General features: G+C 51.2%; 19 protein-coding genes. 15 read left to right on the forward strand and 4 right to left on the reverse strand.

Annotation, left to right across the window (positions count from 1 at the left end):
* Positions 1-152 precede the first annotated feature (152 nt).
* A complete protein-coding gene (locus PSH66_RS11420; RefSeq protein WP_205489444.1) occupies positions 153-656 on the reverse strand; it encodes an Lrp/AsnC family transcriptional regulator in 504 nt (167 codons plus the stop codon).
* 275 nt (positions 657-931) lie between these two features.
* Here PSH66_RS11420 and PSH66_RS11425 point away from each other — a divergent pair, with 275 nt between their 5' ends.
* The 8 genes from PSH66_RS11425 (at position 932) to PSH66_RS11460 (ending at position 8,731) form a co-directional block, all read left to right on the forward strand.
* Entirely contained in the window at positions 932-1,753 is an 822-nt protein-coding gene (locus PSH66_RS11425) for an ABC transporter substrate-binding protein (protein ID WP_205489443.1), read from the forward strand.
* Between the two features lie 48 nt (positions 1,754-1,801).
* A complete protein-coding gene (locus PSH66_RS11430) occupies positions 1,802-2,605 on the forward strand; it encodes an amino acid ABC transporter ATP-binding protein (protein ID WP_305429095.1) in 804 nt (267 codons plus the stop codon).
* Positions 2,589-3,257, forward strand: a complete 669-nt coding sequence (locus PSH66_RS11435; protein ID WP_205489442.1) for an amino acid ABC transporter permease — start codon at positions 2,589-2,591, stop codon at positions 3,255-3,257. The genes PSH66_RS11430 and PSH66_RS11435 overlap by 17 nt, the downstream gene beginning before the upstream one ends.
* Positions 3,258-3,267: 10 nt before the next feature.
* Entirely contained in the window at positions 3,268-3,933 is a 666-nt protein-coding gene (locus tag PSH66_RS11440) for an amino acid ABC transporter permease (RefSeq protein ID WP_305429096.1), read from the forward strand.
* Between the two features lie 78 nt (positions 3,934-4,011).
* On the forward strand, positions 4,012-5,316 hold the full coding sequence (locus PSH66_RS11445; RefSeq protein WP_205489440.1) for an FAD-binding oxidoreductase: 1,305 nt from the start codon (positions 4,012-4,014) through the stop codon (positions 5,314-5,316).
* A gap of 274 nt (positions 5,317-5,590) precedes the next feature.
* Positions 5,591-7,093, forward strand: coding sequence for an FAD-dependent oxidoreductase (locus PSH66_RS11450; protein WP_305429098.1), 1,503 nt, complete (start codon positions 5,591-5,593; stop codon positions 7,091-7,093).
* Between the two features lie 106 nt (positions 7,094-7,199).
* The gene (locus PSH66_RS11455) at positions 7,200-7,577 is read left to right on the forward strand and encodes a Rid family detoxifying hydrolase (protein ID WP_205489438.1); all 378 of its coding nucleotides are present in this window, start codon (positions 7,200-7,202) and stop codon (positions 7,575-7,577) included.
* A gap of 32 nt (positions 7,578-7,609) precedes the next feature.
* Positions 7,610-8,731 carry a PLP-dependent cysteine synthase family protein gene (locus PSH66_RS11460; protein ID WP_205489437.1) on the forward strand — a complete coding sequence of 374 codons (1,122 nt, stop codon included), beginning with the start codon at positions 7,610-7,612 and terminating at the stop codon, positions 8,729-8,731.
* A gap of 121 nt (positions 8,732-8,852) precedes the next feature.
* Here PSH66_RS11460 and PSH66_RS11465 read toward each other — a convergent pair whose 3' ends face one another.
* Both PSH66_RS11465 and PSH66_RS11470 read right to left on the reverse strand, forming a co-directional pair.
* On the reverse strand, positions 8,853-9,167 hold the full coding sequence (locus tag PSH66_RS11465) for an EthD family reductase (protein ID WP_205489436.1): 315 nt from the start codon (positions 9,165-9,167) through the stop codon (positions 8,853-8,855).
* A gap of 18 nt (positions 9,168-9,185) precedes the next feature.
* Complete coding sequence (locus PSH66_RS11470) at positions 9,186-10,067, reverse strand: TauD/TfdA family dioxygenase (RefSeq protein ID WP_305429100.1); 882 nt, start codon at positions 10,065-10,067, stop codon at positions 9,186-9,188.
* Between the two features lie 291 nt (positions 10,068-10,358).
* Here PSH66_RS11470 and PSH66_RS11475 point away from each other — a divergent pair, with 291 nt between their 5' ends.
* Complete coding sequence (locus PSH66_RS11475) at positions 10,359-11,957, forward strand: NAD(P)/FAD-dependent oxidoreductase (protein WP_205489434.1); 1,599 nt, start codon at positions 10,359-10,361, stop codon at positions 11,955-11,957.
* Here the strand turns inward: PSH66_RS11475 and PSH66_RS11480 are convergent.
* Positions 11,954-13,069, reverse strand: coding sequence for an AraC family transcriptional regulator (locus PSH66_RS11480; RefSeq protein WP_205489433.1), 1,116 nt, complete (start codon positions 13,067-13,069; stop codon positions 11,954-11,956). The two genes, PSH66_RS11475 and PSH66_RS11480, sit on opposite strands and share 4 nt — an antisense overlap.
* A gap of 220 nt (positions 13,070-13,289) precedes the next feature.
* Here PSH66_RS11480 and PSH66_RS11485 point away from each other — a divergent pair.
* The 6 genes from PSH66_RS11485 (at position 13,290) to PSH66_RS11510 (ending at position 17,672) form a co-directional block, all read left to right on the forward strand.
* A protein-coding gene (locus tag PSH66_RS11485; RefSeq protein ID WP_131700679.1) for an IS3 family transposase occupies positions 13,290-14,659 on the forward strand; the annotation gives its coding sequence in 2 pieces (ribosomal slippage) (positions 13,290-13,758 and positions 13,758-14,659; 1,371 coding nt in all).
* Between the two features lie 71 nt (positions 14,660-14,730).
* Positions 14,731-15,063: a transposase gene (locus tag PSH66_RS11490; protein WP_305429102.1), complete on the forward strand. Its 333-nt coding sequence runs from the start codon at positions 14,731-14,733 to the stop codon at positions 15,061-15,063.
* A complete protein-coding gene (gene tnpB, locus PSH66_RS11495) occupies positions 15,060-15,368 on the forward strand; it encodes an IS66 family insertion sequence element accessory protein TnpB (protein WP_305429104.1) in 309 nt (102 codons plus the stop codon). The genes PSH66_RS11490 and tnpB (PSH66_RS11495) overlap by 4 nt, the downstream gene beginning before the upstream one ends.
* Positions 15,369-15,426: 58 nt before the next feature.
* The gene (locus PSH66_RS11500; protein WP_217664562.1) at positions 15,427-15,753 is read left to right on the forward strand and encodes a transposase; all 327 of its coding nucleotides are present in this window, start codon (positions 15,427-15,429) and stop codon (positions 15,751-15,753) included.
* Entirely contained in the window at positions 15,750-16,085 is a 336-nt protein-coding gene (tnpB, locus tag PSH66_RS11505; RefSeq protein ID WP_225908577.1) for an IS66 family insertion sequence element accessory protein TnpB, read from the forward strand. Before PSH66_RS11500 ends, tnpB (PSH66_RS11505) begins: the two co-directional genes overlap by 4 nt.
* 60 nt (positions 16,086-16,145) lie before the next feature.
* Positions 16,146-17,672: an IS66 family transposase gene (locus PSH66_RS11510; RefSeq protein WP_205489477.1), complete on the forward strand. Its 1,527-nt coding sequence runs from the start codon at positions 16,146-16,148 to the stop codon at positions 17,670-17,672.
* Positions 17,673-17,713: the final 41 nt, after the last annotated feature.

A 17,713-nucleotide genomic window follows, 5' to 3' on the forward strand; every position in this document is an offset into this window, starting at 1 on the left:
ATCTGAAAATATTTAGGTATCAGTAGGTTGGATTAATAGTTCGATTGCCCTCTGGATGGTTTTTTTCCAAAGATCCGCCATCGGCAATCGTGATAGTTAAGCGCTTAGACCCAGCAACTCATCTGGATACGAAGAGCTGCTATCGGGCCGATTTAGTCAGGAATGAAATCAAGTGGGACTTCACTTGTTGATTTTATTTCTTCCATTGCAAACATCGACGTGATGTTGGCTACGGGTAATTGACCAATGATCTTTTTATAAAGCACATCATAGGCTTGGATATCCGGCAAAAAAGCGCGTATCAAATAATCAACCTCACCACTCATCCGATAGATGTCAACGATTTCTGTCATGTCGCGCGTCGCTTGATAGAAGCGATCTATCCATTCAATGGAATGCTCTCTGGTCTTGATCATGATGAACACTGTCACTTTTGCGTTCAGCGTCGTTCGGTCAAGGATGGCGACCCGTTTTTTGATGAAACCTTGCTGCTCCAAACGCTGAATTCTGCGCCAACATGGCGTCATCGAGAGCCCGACTTGCTCTGCGAGCTCGGTCACGGGCTGAGTAGAGTCCCGCTGGAGGCCTGCCAATATTCGACGATCGATACGATCTAGGCGGGAGGAGCGATCCGTCAGCTTTGAAGAACTGGTCATTTACAGGGCCTCGGAAAAATATTGCAGAGATACAGAAAACATTGGAAGGTGATTCTATGTCAAGAGGTAGAGGTGTGGAAATTTTGCAATAGTTTACCTATTGTCAAATGGTAGTCTTTTTTCATCAGCTAAACGGATCGAGCAGAGTGCTTCAACAGGAAGAAAAAAAGAGGTGCGTCCCAGCCCCTGGGCAGGCGCGCTGAAAATAACAAAAGGCTCAGGGGGCCATCCCCTCGAATCAGCGCTTGGCCGGCGCATCACTGGGAGATACCGATATGATTTTCAAACGTATGGGCGTGCGTCTGTTACCGGCATTGGTTCTGGCAGGAGTGGTTTTCGGATCGTCAGGCGTCTACGCCGAGGGTGAGGGGGATGGCGTTTGGGCTGCTGCCCAGAAATCGGGGGCTATTCGATGTGGCACGGCGGAGGCTCCGCCATACATCATGAAAGACCCGGCCACCGGCGAGTATTCAGGTTTCTTCGTTGATGCGTGTAAAGAGTTTGCGGAGATCCTCAAGGTCAAGCCTGTATTTGTGGACACCAGTTGGGACAACATGATTGCCGGCTTGCAATCCAAAAAATGGGATTTGGCACCGGCACTGACTGCTACCCCGCAACGTGCTCTGTCTATCGTCTTCTCAAAAAACTTATCAGCTACCGAATCGACCTTTATCTACAACCAAAAAAACCCCAAGACAAACCAGCCGAAAAGCCTTGCGGATATCGACCAGCCAGGCGTGACCATCGCTGTCTCGTCGGGTACTGCTCAAGATAAGTCACTGACGGCCATTATCAAAAACGCATCGATTATGCGGTTGCCTGGTCCGGACGAAATCCGTTTGGCTGTAATGTCTAAACGCGCTGATGTGATTTTCGATACGGCAGCAGCCAATGACTTATTTGCTGCTTCACATACCGACTGGGCTGTCGTCCTTAAGCCGGTGCCGGCAATCGACAAAAAAGGTGTTTCGTTCGGCCTGCGACGTGATACCTCATATGCTGACCTTCAAGTATTAGACCTTTATATCAATGAAGCCGTTACATCAGGTCACATGGATGAGCTGATCAAAAAAGCTATCGCGCACGAGACCAAGTAATTTGTCTTAGTGGTTGTTAGAGGCTGTCTGAACTTGGAGTAGAAGCTAATGGCAAATGCAAACTATCTCGTCGAAATGAAGGGGCTGCATAAAAGTTATGCAGGCGGCATAAAACCTGTGTTGCAAGGTTTGGATATTAGCATGTGCCCCGGTGACCGTGTCGTCGTGATTGGGCCGAGTGGTGGTGGGAAAAGTACGTTGCTGCGCGTGTTGATGGGGCTAGAGGATATTGATAAGGGCCAATTGCTGTTTCAAGGCAAGAACTATATTACAACCGACAAGTTCGGCAGAACGGTAATTGATAAGGATATTCGCCGTAACATTGGAATGGTTTTCCAGCATTATACGTTGTTCCCGCATCTGAATATTCTTCAGAACCTGACCCTTGCACCAATTAAGGTGAGAGGTGAATCAAAACAATCAGCAGAACTTCGAGCACGGGGGTTGTTGACGAGGTTTGGGCTGGAGGCGAAGGAAAAAGCCTATCCAGCTCACCTATCTGGTGGGCAGAAGCAACGCGTCGCCATCGCTAGGGCCTTGATGCTCGATCCTAAGCTGATGTTGTTTGATGAAGTGACTTCTGCACTCGATCCCGAACTGGTTGCCGAGGTTGAGCAAGTTATTATGCATTTGGCTGAACAATCCATGCCAATGGTAATAGTGACTCACGATATGCACTTTGCCAAAAATATCGCCTCACGGGTGATCTTTTGTGCTGGTGGTGTGGTCGTCGAAGACGGCCCACCTGAGCAGGTACTCGGTAGACCGAAGGAAGCTCGAACGAGAGAGTTCATACAGCGAGTCTTTCATATTGGCGAGGCGGCAGGAGTCGAACGTGAACTATCAATTTGATTTGTTCTTTATTGCGAACGGTCTCTGGCCATTGCTCAAAGGGTTAGTTGTAACCCTGGAGCTCACGGTGGCCGCGAATATTATCGGATTGAGCCTGGGGTTCATTATTGCGCTATTGGTGATGAGCCCTAATCCGATTATCCGTTGGCCGTTTACCTTATTCATCGAGTTTTTCCGCTGTACTCCCGCAATTGTTCAGATCGTATGGTTTTTTTACTGTATACCCATCATATTCGATGTTTACATAGACGCACTGACGATGGGGATTTTGGCGATTGGACTCAATTTGGCAGCGTTTAACGCGGAAGCGTATAGGGCTGCCATCCAAGGCGTTCAAAGCAATCAGTATGATGCCACTGTTGCTCTGGGACTTTCGCCGTTTCAACGCACCGTATATGTGGTACTTCCGCAGGCATTCCGTTCGGCGTTGCCCGTATTGGTTGCAAACGGCATTGGTGCGTTCCAGCAAACAGCGTTGGTTGCTATCGTCGCCTTGCAAGATCTCATGTACATGGGAAAAATATTGGCGACCGACACTTATCGACCTATCGAAGTGTTTACCGTAATTGCTCTTATATATTTCGCGATTTCGTTCCCTGTCTCTCAGCTCGTAGAGTATATAGAGCGGCGCCGTAAAGCGGAAAATTCATGAGGACGCGACCATGGAACTAGATTTTTCAGTGATCTTTGATTACAAGGCTGCGTTGTTTTATGGGCTTTTACTAACGCTGAAACTCACAGCGATCTGCGTTGTTTTGGGGTGTGCTTTAGGTTTTTTGGTGGCGATTGCAAGAAGCTCCAAAAGCAAAATTGTTTATGGGGTCAGCACTGTGTACGTAGCGCTATTTCGCGGTACCCCAGTACTGATTCAGTTGTTTTGGATATTTTTCTGCTTGCCTCTGATTTTGGGTATTGAGCTCTCGAATATGACGTGCGGCATCATCGCGCTGACGTTGTACATGGCTGCGATAACGAGTGAAACGTTTCGTGCATCATTCAGCTACGTTAGCAAAGAGCAACATGACGCGGGGGTTGCTCTCGGGCTGACTTATCGTGTTCATACCTTGTACGTTCTTCTACCACAAGCGCTCCTCAGGGCGGCGCCTACACTGCTATCCAATTGCACTAGCCTGTTTAAGGAAAGCGCTCTCGTTTCAGCCGTGGGTATGGCTGACTTAATGTTCGTTAGTCAAAATATATCTAATAGAACGGGCCATCCGGTAGAGCTCTTGACCGCCGCAGCCGTCATTTATTTTGTGATTGCGTTCCCTATCACCCGTGCTGTCACGGCGCTGGAGCGGAAAATTTTGCATACCATGGCTATTTAGTTAAGCAAAAAAACCAACCCTGTGTAGCGATCAAAAACAGTTAATAAATTAAGCGCTCGTAGCGAAGTAGGATTGACTATGTTTAATGGCGATAGACCTTTCATTAGTGGGCAAGAATCTGAAATCCACCATTCAATGTGGTCTGCGACCGGAGGGGAGAGACCAGAGAGCGTATCCCTGGCGCGACAAGAATCTTGTGATGTCTTGATCATTGGTGGCGGCTTCAATGGGGTGACAGCTGGGCTTCACTGTGCTGAACGCGGCGCCAAAACAATATTGGTTGAGGCTCAGGAGATAGGCTCGGGTGCAAGTGGCCGAAATGCAGGCCAGGTTAACCCTGGACAGTTTCTTTCGCCGGAACAAATTCTTCGTGCGTTAGGCCCAGATTATGGCCCTCTATTTTTGAAAGAGCTCGGTGGCTCGCCCGATATCGTGCGTCAGCTGATACGCGATTACGGTATTGATTGTGCTGCTGACGAAAGACCTATCATCCGCTGCTCAACGACTCCTCAGAAAACTCGAGAACTCGAAGCTCAGGCTTCGGATTGGCAAGCCTTGGGCGCGAATGTGCAGATGGTCTACGGTTCTGAACTCGAAGAGATGAACGGTTCGACTCGATACAAAGCTGCGTTAATCGATCACCGTGGATTTACCCTTCAACCGCTTGCTTATGTGCGCGGGTTAGCGCGAGCTGCAGTCGCTCGAGGCCTTCGGATTTCCACGGGCTCTAAGGTTACCTCGCTGGAACCCTCAGGTAGTGGATGGATCGCTACTACCAGCGATACGACCATAAAAGCCGACAAGGTCATTCTCTCAACCAACGCATACAGCAATGATCTGGTACCAGGCTTCAAAGAAGAAATAATGCCCCTTGGTGCTTTTGGTATCGCCACTGCAGATCCGTTACCTCTTGAGTGGAGAGAGCGAATTTTGCCTCACTACATAGCCATGTGGGACACCCATAAGATACCGCTGTGGTTCAGATATGACCCGGTAGGGCGTCTTCATGTTGGATCTATTGGGTTCCTTCCCATTCATTCAGAAGGGGATAACTGGGTAAACCGCGCAATGAAGTTTGTCTACCCATTCGCGCCTACATTCAAATGGGGCTATCGGTGGTCGGGCACGCTTGGCCAAACCGTCGACAGATTGCCGCATCTTGTTGAACCTCGTCCAGGTATCTATGCAACCATCGGGTGCAATGGGCGAGGCATTGCGCCAAACGCTTACTTCGGAAAAATGCTGGCTAAGATCGCACTCGGCGATGACGTAGTTACTCCGTTGCCGCTGAGAAAGTCTACGAAATATCCAATGCGTGAGATTGCGTTAGAAGCATATGACGCTGGAATTCGCTTCTATCGCAATACATTGCTTTTTACGTAGGTAACAACGACAAAATTGCTGGCTTTCGGTTGTGGCTAGAGATATTTTCTAGCGCTCTTGCAAGTGTCGGAAAAATAATTCCAAGGGTTTGGTTTTTTTTAGAAGTTTATTCATTTTTGCTTGGTTTTAGCGGTGAAGATTGGAAGCGGCTTCTGGTGAAGGAAGAATACACTGACTTTATCGCGCCCAATTAGCGAAATGGCGATATGAGCGGCCTCTGGGCGGTTTGCGACGAGATGACCTATATTTCGGATCTAGTAGATAGGTGAAGAAAATGAGTGTGAAATCAACAGAGTACAGTGCTCTTGATGAATTGGCGTCCAGGGTACAGGCAGATCTCCACGTCTTACGCTTTCCTCATGACCCTTGGGTTCTGCCTAAGGCACACCCTAGCGGTAAGCATGTCTACGACGTAGCTATCATCGGGGGAGGCCAAGGCGGGTTGGCAGTTGCTGCAGGTCTCTTGCGGGAACGGGTTGATAACATCGTTGTTTTTGATCGGCAGCCCAAAGGCTTGGAAGGCCCATGGAACAATACGGCACGCATGCGTACTTTGCGTACTGTAAAACATTTGCCAGGTATCGATGCGACATTAACCAGTCTGGCACCTCAAGCGTGGTACACAGCCAAATACGGCGAAGAGGCTTGGGAGCAACTCGTAAAAATCCCGAAAGGGGACTGGCAAGAATATCTGACATGGTGCCGCGATACTCTCAAGATTCCAGTCGAAAATCTTACTGGTGTCTCCAACGTGATGCCAGATGACAAATTATTTCGACTGGAACTTAACAGATACGATGGTCAGGGAGAAGTATCGGCTCGCGAGATTGTTTATGCTCGTAGAGTGGTTGTTGCGACAGGGGTTGATGGCAGTGGAGCCTGGCATGTACCCAAGTTTATCTCATCGGCGTTGCCTAAAGAACGATATGCCTCTTCAGGAGAGCATATTGATTTTTCAAAGCTTGTAGGCAAAAAGATCGCTGTTCTCGGTGCCGGCGCATCTGCATTCGACAATGCGTCGACCGCGCTTGAGGCTGGTGCGTTGGAGGCTACTGTTTGTATTCGCCGCAAGGATATCCAGCGGATTAATCCTCAGATCTGGATGGCAAAAGCAGGGTTCCTTAATCATTACGCTGATATGGATGATTCCCTGAAGTGGAAATATATGCGGCACATGTTCAGGTACAACATTCCAGCTCCCCAGGACGCCTACAATCGATTGTCAGGGTTAGAAGGTGCGAGCGTTCGTACCAATGCGGCCTGGGAAGGGGTGAAACTCGTCATTGAAGACGGAAAAGAACAAGTTGAGGTCACCCTTGCATCTGGAGATAGGCTCAAGGTTGACTACTTGATAGTTGCTGTTGGGTTTGTGAACGATTTTTCACTACGCTCAGAGCTTTCAAGTATTGCCAATGACATAGCGCTGTGGCGAGACAAATATAGTCCTGTCCATGGGGAGGAAGATACTCAAATATCCAGCCATCCCTACCTGGGCGAGAATTTTGAGTTTGTCGAAAAAAGACCTGGGGAAGCCCCCTATATTAAGAATGTGTTCAACTTTACCTATAGCGCCCTTGTAAGCATGGGGCTTTCCGGTTCGGCTATTAGCGGGTTTAAATACTCAGTTCCTCGCGCGGTACGTGGTATCACAAAGTCGCTTTATCTTGAGGATGCTGAGGAGATTTATAATAAATTCACCGATTATGCCGACCTTGAGATGATAGGGGTTGTTCCCTTTAATAATTCAAATAAAATAAGCAAGATTTACGCTAATTGAATTATTTGTCCTTGCTTGGCCCATGAAAGGTATCGAAGGTCGATACCTTTGCTGACATAAAATTATAAATTCTTAATATCCATAAATAATGGATAGGGATCCCTTTATGCGAAATATTTCAACTTTGTTAGCCCCTGCTGCCGTTGGCCCCTATTCCCAGGCGGTCTGTCATGGTGAATATCTATTCGTTTCGGGGCAGTTAGGCATTGATCCAGCCAAAGGAGAGCTGGTGGCGGACGATGCTTTGCTTCAAATGAAACAGTGCCTCAGTAATATCTCAGCGATTGCTGAGGCAGCGGGTACAGATATTTCAAAGACTATCAAGACAACAATAATGGTCACGGATTTGAGTGGTTTTGCGAAGTTGAATGACGTATATGCTACCTATTTCTCTTCTCCGTTCCCTGCTCGCGCCACGTTCGAGGTTTCCGCATTACCCAAAGGAGCCCTCGTTGCAGTAGATGCCATCGTCGCGCTGGACTGAATGTTGAATCAGTAGCCATATACAGGATATTTATGAATCTTAATCTCGGTAATCAGGATAAAGAGTGGACTCGCTGGGCGATCGGCGTGTTGCAGGGGGATGCCAATCGCTCCGCCGATACACATCTGATTCCTTTAGATTTTAACGGGCTGCCTGGAATATCGATTTATCTAAAGGATGAGTCTACTCACCCTACAGGTAGTCTGAAGCACCGCTTGGCACGATCGCTTTTCCTGTATGGCATCTGCAATGGCTGGATAAAGAAAGGTACCTTGCTAGTCGAGGCATCTTCTGGCTCAACAGCTGTCAGCGAAGCGTATTTCGCTAAGCTACTAAATCTACCCTTTACTGCAGTAATGCAGCGCTCCACTAGCTGCCAGAAAATCGATGCTATTAATCGACTAGGAGGCACATGTCACTTCGTTGACAATCCTGGCGCTATCTACACGGTCGCTGAGCAACTTGCCCGTGAAACGGGCGGCCATTATTTAGATCAGTTTACAAATGCCGAGCGCGCCACAGACTGGCGTGGCAATAATAATATCGCTGAAAGTATATTTTCCCAGATGGCAATGGAACAGGATCCTGAGCCTGCCTGGGTGGTCATGAGTGCCGGAACAGGAGGCACCTCCGCCACAATAGGGCGATACATCAAGTACAAGCATTTGAATACGCGACTCTGCGTCGTTGACGTGGAACATTCCGCTTTCTACGAATCCTTCGATACTGGGGACAAGGGGAGCATTTGCGCGACTCCATCCCGCATCGAAGGTATCGGTCGGCCTAGGGTTGAGCCCTCGTTCATCCCTGATGTCATCGATCACATGATCAAGATTCCAGACGCCGCTTCACTTGCTGCCATGCACGTTCTCTCAGAAAGATTATCACGCCGTGTGGGTGGCTCTACAGGAACGAATTTTTTTGGTGTTTGTTGTATCGCGGAGCAAATGCTTTCCCAGAAACAGACAGGTTCGATCGTATCGGTAATTTGCGATTCGGGAGATCGTTACGCCTCTACATATTACGATGCTGATTGGCTTAAAGAAGCCAATATTGACATCCGACCGTATGAGAAATATCTGAATGCGTTTCTCGATGGTAAGGGGGCGGATGTCTCGCTGATCGACCTCTGTAAAAATGTTCGAAGTGATTAGCTGTTTGTTACACCTTAGAAGCCATTAAAGTGGATGCCGCTTATGCACGTGCACAAGAAGCACCTGACTCTGTAAGAGCAGGTGCTTTTGGGACAGTAGCGATCTCTGAAGCGAGCGGACATTAGCCCACAAGCACTTCGCTGATCTGAATGATGGGCTTGAGATCGGTGTAATTGACGATGTCCGCCCCGATGGCCTTCGCATGCGGCCCGAATGCGGTCGCGAATGCGTCAAGTGATTCGAAGAAGAGATGGCCTATCGCAAGGTAGGTCGGAGCGCTTCCAGGCACTGGGCCTTGAAGGCCTTTTTCAATAGTGAAGTGGCTGCAGGCCCCGGCCATTTTCTGCTGAATCATCGTCATATGCTTTTCACGATAGTAATCGAAGTCGAAGGTAGCGCCAGCTTCATTCGGGTACAGAATGCTTACATCAATCATTGAGCGTATTCCCTTGGTTTATTGATTAACGGCGGCAACACGTACAGGGCGTTCGCCTGAGATGGTGGTTCGATGCATGAGGCGCAGGTGGCCGTCGTAGCCACCGTCTGCATTGTGAAGCGTGCAGTGGTTGTCCCACAGAGTAAGCATGTTCGGCGCCCATCGGTGACGGTAGACATATGTATCCTGCACCATGTGCTGATACAAATAACTCAGCAGCGCCGTTGATTCCCCATGAGTCAAACCCTGAATACCCAGCGTGTAGACAGGGCTCACGTAGAGGGATTTGCGACCCGTTACGGGATGTACACGTACCAGCGGGTGTGGCCAGGTTTTGTCGGCATCTTCACTGACCACTATCTTCATTGAGCGTGCTTCAGTCTCTTTTGCGAATAGGCCATTTTTGCCATAGGGCATGCTCGCAGAATGTATCGCGACGAGATGATTCATGAGTCCTTTCATCGTCTCAGAAAGGTCATCGTAGGCACGATAGCCGTCGGCAAATAGCGTATCGCCACCCACGGGCGGGGTGATTTTGGAATGCAGGATGGTTCCCGCAGGCGGCTGTTCCTGAAAGCTCCAGTCTGAGTGCCACTGGGCACCAAAGTTAACTGCCTTTTCATCAGCCTCGCGTCTGAGCTCGAGAATGTGCGGATGAGCCTCCATCGGGACGATATATGGATCTACTCCAAACTCACCAAACTGAAGAGTGAATGCCTCCAGTTGTGCGTGAGAGAGCGGCTGATCCGGGAAGTAAATTACCGAATGCCTGGCCCACGCGTCCTTCACCTCTCCTAGTACATCTGCCGCGAGTGGCTTATCAATCGAGATTCCAGTAATGCTGGCTCCGAAACCGTGAGCCTCGGGTTCCACATGAATATGCCTAAAGTTGCTGTCCATCATCGCAGTCCCTTTCTTTCGTTTTTATAAATAATCACAGGAAGACCATGGAGGGATTCTCCAATGCCAGTCCTCTGCCGTCGTTGCTACCGTGCGACAGAGAATTGATTTGGGATGCCAATACCTTGGGCGGTTGTTGTTCCTCCTTTTAGATTGTCGTGTCGAAACAAATCTTTGGCGTGTGGCGCCATTCACGCAGATTCCCCACGTACCCACACTCAGCCGGGCTGCATAGCGATTGCGCAGCAGTGATTAATAAAGATCCCGGAAAGGGCAGGGAAGGGACGAACGATGAGCGATTACGATCTGAGTTTTAAGCGCGCGCTGGCTCGGGGCGAGCTAGACAGCAGGTTCGACACGATTGTCATAGGTTCTGGCGCAGGCGGCTTAAGCACAGCCGCATTGTTGGCTCTCGAAGGACAGCGCGTTTTGGTGCTCGAACGCCACGCGGTGTTGGGTGGTTGTCTGCAATCCTTCAAACGCCAAGGCTTCGAGTGGGACGTAGGCTTGCACTACATGGGTGAGGTACACCGCAAGACGAGTGGACTCTATCGCCTTTTCGACAAGGTCTCAGGTGGGCAACTTGAATGGGCGCCCATGCCCGAAAACTACAATCGCATTATCGTAGGTGGCAATAGCTACGATCATATGGCCGGTGCACAAGCCTACAAGGATCGGCTTAAGGACTACTTTCCGAACGAAGCGAGCGCGATCGATCGTTACGTAGAGCTAGTGGGTGAGGCAAGCCGGGCTGCGAAATCCTTCTTTGGAGAGCGGGCGTTACCACGTTCAGCATCTGAGGCAGCGTTTACCAGGGCTCAGACTGCATTCATGCCACTTGCACAGCGCACAGTGCAGGATGTTCTGGACGAATTGACTGACAACGCTGACCTCAAAGCAGTCTGGTGTGGGAACTACGGCGACTACTGCAATTCCCCTGCGCAGGCCTCTTTTGCGATTCATGCAATGGTATTCAGTCACTACATCGATGGCGCTAGCTACCCCGTTGGCGGCTCGCAACGCATCGTCACGGCAATGGCCGACACGGTTCGTGCTGCAGGAGGAGCTTGCCTGGTGGCGGCAGAAGTTGTGAGCATCGAAATGTGTGATGGTTGTGTGGTGGGTGTACAAACCGCTGCTGGAAGCCAGATTCGCGCGGACAGAGTCGTCAGTGCGATTGGTATCTCTCAGACCGTACCGCTTCTGGCTCATGCTGATTCTGAACTGGCCCAGCCTTTGGGCGAGGTAACTAAGAGCATCGGTACCACTCAATGTTTTGCTGTGCTTAACCTTGGCATCGACATCGCAAACGCCGATCTGAACATTCACCCAGCCAATCTTTGGGTACATCCAAGCAACGATCTCCCAGCGAACCTCGCAAGGTACAGAGCTGATCCAGAGGGGCAGCCTATGCCCCTGCATTTCATTGCCCATCCTTCACTGCGGGATCCGAGTTGGCATGACCGTCACCCTAAGCAGAGCACGATGGATATATGCGGCCTGACTGATTGGTCAGTCTTCGAGCGTTTCACTGGCACGAAGTGGAAGCACAGAGGCGCAGAGTACGAGGACATGACGGCAAGACTGAGCGAAGACCTCATGGCCGTAGCGTTGGAACATTATCCTCAGATCGGTGGAAGCATTGCTCATGCCGAGTTGGCTACACCTCTGACCTTCAACCACTTTCTAAACCGTAGCCATGGTAATTTCATGGGATATGAGCAAACACCGCTGCGTTTTGCACAACGCTGGATGCGCGCACACGGCCCTGTTAAAGGGCTGTTCTTCGGCGGGCAAGATGTGACGGCTGCCGGAGTCAGTGGCGCGATGGTGAGTGGGCTGGTTGCGGCGAGTGCCGTTCTTGGACGTGACCTTTTTCGGGAGCTTTAGTCCTCAAGTTCGCGCCGCGTCGAATCGGCATTACACGGCGTCCTCTGGTGGTCAAAACTCTCAGTGCTGTTGATTGCAGGGGCCTTTCCTCCTGCAGACAAGCTGCTTATTAATTCAAGGCGCAGCGCACTAGGTGATTTACCGAAATGACCTCGCACAGCATGCGAAAATGCGCTGGGCTCTGCGTAGCCCAGCCGCTCTGCTAGCATCACAAGCGGCAGATTGGGGTCAGCTAGTCCTTCCAATGCTTCACCCATACGCACCGCTTCCAGTAGTAAACGGAAGGATGAACCGCGCTCAGCCAATCGGCGCTGAAGAGTGCGCCTGCTCAGATCCAGCGAGCGCGCAACGTTATCGCAATTCGCTTGCGCAAATCCCTGCGCAGCGATGGCAGCACTTACGTAATCGACGAGCGTGTCCGAGTGCCCTTGGGTTTTAAGCATCATTTCCGCGCGACCGAGTACGATGCGAAGCAGTGTTGGATCGGCGGCGTGCCAAGGTAAGTCCAACAGTTCATCGTCAAATACGACGCGAGCGTGCTCCACTCCAAGAATGACAGGACATCCAAAATAGACTTGGTAGCGGTCTGCTAAACACGCGTCAGTGCCTGGTAGCTCAATTCTGATTGGTCTACGGTCAGCCGGCATACAGTTGTAGAGAAGACGCATGTACGCGGCAAAAAGCGAATCGATTTGTGCGGGATGCATGGCCACAGGACTTGGTGCTGCGTGGTAGGCCAGCACTACACCGTTGTTGGTAGCAGGTTCTACAAAAAAGCGGCCAGAGTTGCTAACTAATTGCTGCAGCCTAACCGTGTGGGCGAGTGCTTGGCGTAGTGAGCCACTGTGCATCAACACCAGCGCTACGACATTCATTGACTGCAGCGGCAATGCTACGCCAACCTTCAAGCCGAGCAGCGGATCTTGGGACAGTTGCATCGCTCGTTGCCAAAGCCTTCTCACCTGCACGAGCTGCAGCTGCTTGGTAGGCGCCACGTCTTGCCAGTGTTGAGTCCAGGGAGCACCCAAGCGGAAAGGTTCGATGCCTTGCCGAGTGAGTTCCTCTATGACACCTATAAGCCAGGTAACGCTGACGGTGAGAGGTCGAATCATAGTAAGTCCTTTATCCGCCTTACGATGCTTGGTTAAAAAGATAAACTCAGCTGTATAGGCTCAGTATTGCTCTCTTACATTGGAATTCAGCAAGGCAATATGAAGAATTTTTGTATGCGTCCGGCCAAGTCATCTATCCAGCTCCGCAAAGCCCAGACATGGTGTGCACTTAAATTTTGATCTGACCCCGAAATGTTGGACATCAACATCCAGGGGTGTCATGAAAAAGTACACAGAGCAGGCGAAATTGTCGGTTGTTGAAGATTACTGTTCGGGGAGCGCAGGTCACAGAGAGGTCGCGCATCGTCACGGGGTCAATGCCTCTTCGCTTCGAAAGTGGATTGCGGCATATCAGGCGCTTGGTGCCGCAGGCCTCAAAAGTAAGAGAAAGAAGAACTACAGCCCTGAGTTCAAGCTGAATGTATTGCAGCGCATGCGAGAGGAAGAGCTGTCCTATCGCCAAGTCGCTGCCCTGTTTGATATCCGGAAATCCGACATCATTGGCGAATGGGAGCGCAGGTATGATGAAGGCGGTTTGGAGGCCTTGTCCCGGCAGCCAGGAAGCGGACTTCACAAAAAAATGACAAACCCCATCCCGTCCATTCAGCTTGAATTTTCGGACGATGAAGCTCGTACGCGTGATGATTTGCTGGCCGAATTGAGCCAGTTGCGGATGGAAATTGCTTATTTAAAAAAGCTCGATGCCTTGGTTCAAGCGAAGGAACGAGCAGCGCAGCGGAAAAAGCGCAAATCGTGATTGAACTGAGGCAGGAGCACCCTCTGGAAGGCCTTCTGAAATTGGCTGGCCTGGCCCGTAGCACTTTTTACTATCAACAAAAGGTGCAGCAATCCGTTGATAAATACGCGGAGCTGAAGTCCAGAATTTGCTCAATTTTCGACGAGCACAAGGGCCGATATGGCTATCGCCGTATCACTGCTGCCGTTCGGCGATCTGGCCACCTCGTGAACCACAAGACTGTTCAGCGCCTCATGGGCGAGCTTCAGTTGAAAAGCCGTGTGCGCATAAAGAAATACCGGGCATACAGAGGCGAAGAGGGTCAGGTAGCGCCGAACCTGCTGAAACGGAAGTTCGATGCCAAACGACCGAACCAGAAATGGGTAACCGATGTGACGGAGTTTCGGGTCGGGGGGCAGAAGCTTTATCTCTCGCCGATCCTTGACCTATATAACGGTGAAATAATCGCCTTCAAGACCGCGAGGCGCCCGCTGTTCGACATGGTTGGTGCGATGCTACGGCAAGCTTTTGAGAGGCTGCGGCCATGCGATAAACCACTCTTGCATTCCGACCAGGGATGGCAGTACCGGATGCCTATCTACCGCCGCGTGCTGAACGAGCGTGCGGTAAAGCCAAGCATGTCCCGCAAAGGAAATTGCTATGACAATGCGGCTATGGAAAGCTTTTTTGGCACGTTGAAATCCGAGTTCTTTTACCTGAACAAATTCAACAGTCTCGATGAGCTTGAAGCAGGTATAGAGGACTACATACACTACTATAATCATTCGCGAATCAGGCTGAAGCTAAGTGGCCTGAGCCCTGTGGAATACAGGACTCAAGCACGACGGGCATAGAAGGCGTCCAACATTTCGGGGTCAGATCAATTTAAGTGGACACCAGTTCTAGCCTTTTAAGCGGGTATTTCATGCAGCCAACACGCCGTTCCTACTCTAAGTCCTTCAAAGCCAAAGTCATTCAAGAGTGTGCCCAGCCAGGGGCTTCGATTGCCAGCATCGCACTCAGCCATGACCTCAATACAAACCTCGTCCACAAATGGATTCGCCTGCAAACGCAGAACAGTACCGCGCTGCAACCTGCCTTTTTTCCGCTCCACATGCCATTGGCCGGAGCAAATACGCAAGCTGCATCGTTGAGTATCTGTGTTGAAATCCAGCACCCGCGTGGCTCTGTCAGAGTGAGCTGGCCGACTGAAAGTGCTGCTGCCTGCGCGACCTTTCTTCGAGACTTGCTGCGATGATGCGCATCGATTCCATCTGGCTCGCCACCGAGCCCATGGATATGCGTGCTGGCACCGAGACCGCTCTGGCCAAGGTGATTGCGGTGTTCGGTGCGGCGAAGCCGCACTGTGCTTATCTGTTCGCCAACCGCCGCACGAATCGTATGAAAGTGTTGGTGCATGACGGCTTCGGAATATGGCTGGCGGCGCGCCGGTTAAACCAAGGCAAGTTTCACTGGCCTGGTATTCGCAATGGCTCTGAAATGGAGCTGGATACCGAGCAACGTAAGGGGCCGGCGAACACACCTTCCGAACCCCGGCATTAAGGTCGATTGTGTCCGCGTAATTTAAGCGGACGCAATTACCCTTAATATCAGGATCGCCATGCGTGAACGTAAGTCCTACTCAAAATCCTTTAAAGCCCAAGTGGTTCACGAATGCCAACAGCCTGGTGTTTCCGTGGCGGCCATCGCGATGAGTCACGGTATCAACGCTAATGTCGTACGCCGCTGGTTACCGATTTTTCGTGATCAGCAAGCAGTCGTGTTGCCAGCGTTTGTTCCCGTCAACGTCGCGCCGGTCAATCCCAAGCCAAAGGCTCAAGCGTCGGCGGTTATTGAGCTGCCATTTGGCGAGCAAACCATCACGGTGAAATGGCCCGCTTCCGATCCCGAGGGCTGTGCTCAGTTTGTCCGTGGATTTGCCCTATGATCCGCATCGACAGCATCTGGCTCGCCACCGAGCCCATGGATATGCGTGCTGGCACCGAGACCGCTCTGGCCAAGGTGATTGCGGTGTTCGGTGCGGCGAAGCCGCACTGTGCTTATCTGTTCGCCAATCGCCGTGCTACCCGCATGAAAGTCCTGGTGCATGATGGGATTGGTGTCTGGCTGGCCGCACGACGGTTGAACCAGGGTAAGTTTCACTGGCCAGGTATTCGACAAGGTTGCGAGATGGAACTGGACGCCGAACAACTTCAGGCCCTGGTGCTTGGCCTGCCTTGGCAGCGTGTCGGCGCAGGAGGCACCATCACACTGCTTTAAAAATGTAATTCGCGTCTTGGTGTGCTGTCGCCAGCGATCTGCTTTGGTAAAATCCAGGGCATGACTTCCTTGCCCAACCTCGACCAAATGACCTCCGACCAACTGCGTGCGTTAGCAGCGCAGTTGATGTCGAAGGTCGACACCATGGGTAGGAAGATCCATCACGATCAGATCCTCATCGAACAGCTGACTCATGAAATTGCCGTCCTCAAGCGGCATAGGTTTGCCAAACGCAGTGAGCAGATCACCCCCGAGCAAGGCAACTTGCTTGACGACTTGCTCAATACTGATCTTGAAGCTATCGACGCCGAATTGAGCGCACTCTTGCCGGCCCCGGCTCCTGAGCAAACACGTCAAAAACCCAAGCGTGCACCGCTGCCAGCCCAGTTTCCACGTACCGTGATTCATCACGAACCGGAAAACACGCAATGCTCTTGCGGCTGCCAGCTTCAGCGCATCGGCGAGGACGTGAGCGAGAAGTTGGATTACACGCCGGGCGTGTTCACCGTCGAACAGCATGTGCGTGGAAAATGGGCCTGCCGTCAGTGCGAAACACTGATCCAAGCGCCAGTTCCGGCTCAAGTGATCGACAAGGGGATTCCGACCGCAGGTTTGCTGGCTCATGTGATGGTGGCGAAGTTTGCTGATCACTTGCCGCTGTACCGGCAGGAGAAAATATTTGGACGCGCCGGTTTAGCGATCCCGCGCTCAACACTGGCTCAATGGGTCGGACAGACCGGTGTACAGCTTCAGGCACTGGTTGATGCTTTACGAGAAACGGTTCTAGCGCAACGAGTTGTCCACGCCGACGAGACGCCGGTGCAGATGCTTGCGCCCGGTGAAAAGAAAACCCATCGAGCCTATGTTTGGGCTTACTGCACTACACCGTTTTCGGCACTTAAGGCGGTCGTCTATGACTTCAGCCCGAGTCGCGCCGGTGAGCATGCGCGTAACTTCCTTGGTTCCTGGAATGGCAAGCTGGTGTGCGATAACTTTGCTGGCTACAAAGCCGGTTTCGAGAAAGGCATGACCGAAATTGGCTGCATGGCTCATGCGCGTCGCAAGTTTTTCGATCTGCACGCGGCGAATAAAAGCCAACTGGCCGGACAGGCACTGCACTCGATTGGCGGTCTGTACGAAGTTGAGCGCCAGGCGCGCGAGATGAGTGATGAGGATCGCCGCCGAATACGGCAAGAAAAAGCAGCGCCGTTGGCGAAAGCACTGCACGAGTGGATGCTGACTCATCGCGATCTTGTGCCCAACGGATCAGCAATAGCCAAAGCCTTGGATTACAGTCTTAAACGCTGGGTAGCGCTGACGCGCTACCTTGAAGACGGTGCTGTGCCTATAGATAACAATGCCGTCGAAAACCAGATCAGGCCATGGGCTCTTGGGCGCTCCAACTGGTTGTTCGCCGGTTCGTTGCGCAGTGGTAAGCGGGCGGCGGCGATCATGAGTCTGATCCAATCGGCGCGTATGAATGGGCATGATCCGTTTGCATATCTGAAGGATGTGCTGACACGACTGCCGACACAGCGGGCAAGTGAGATTGGGGAGTTGTTGCCACACAATTGGAGCCACCCTTGATAGCCCGGATATGTAAGGATGCTTCCATCACAGGGATAGAA

This window comes from Pseudomonas sp. FP597 (assembly GCF_030687435.1).
Classification (GTDB): domain Bacteria; phylum Pseudomonadota; class Gammaproteobacteria; order Pseudomonadales; family Pseudomonadaceae; genus Aquipseudomonas; species Aquipseudomonas lactucae.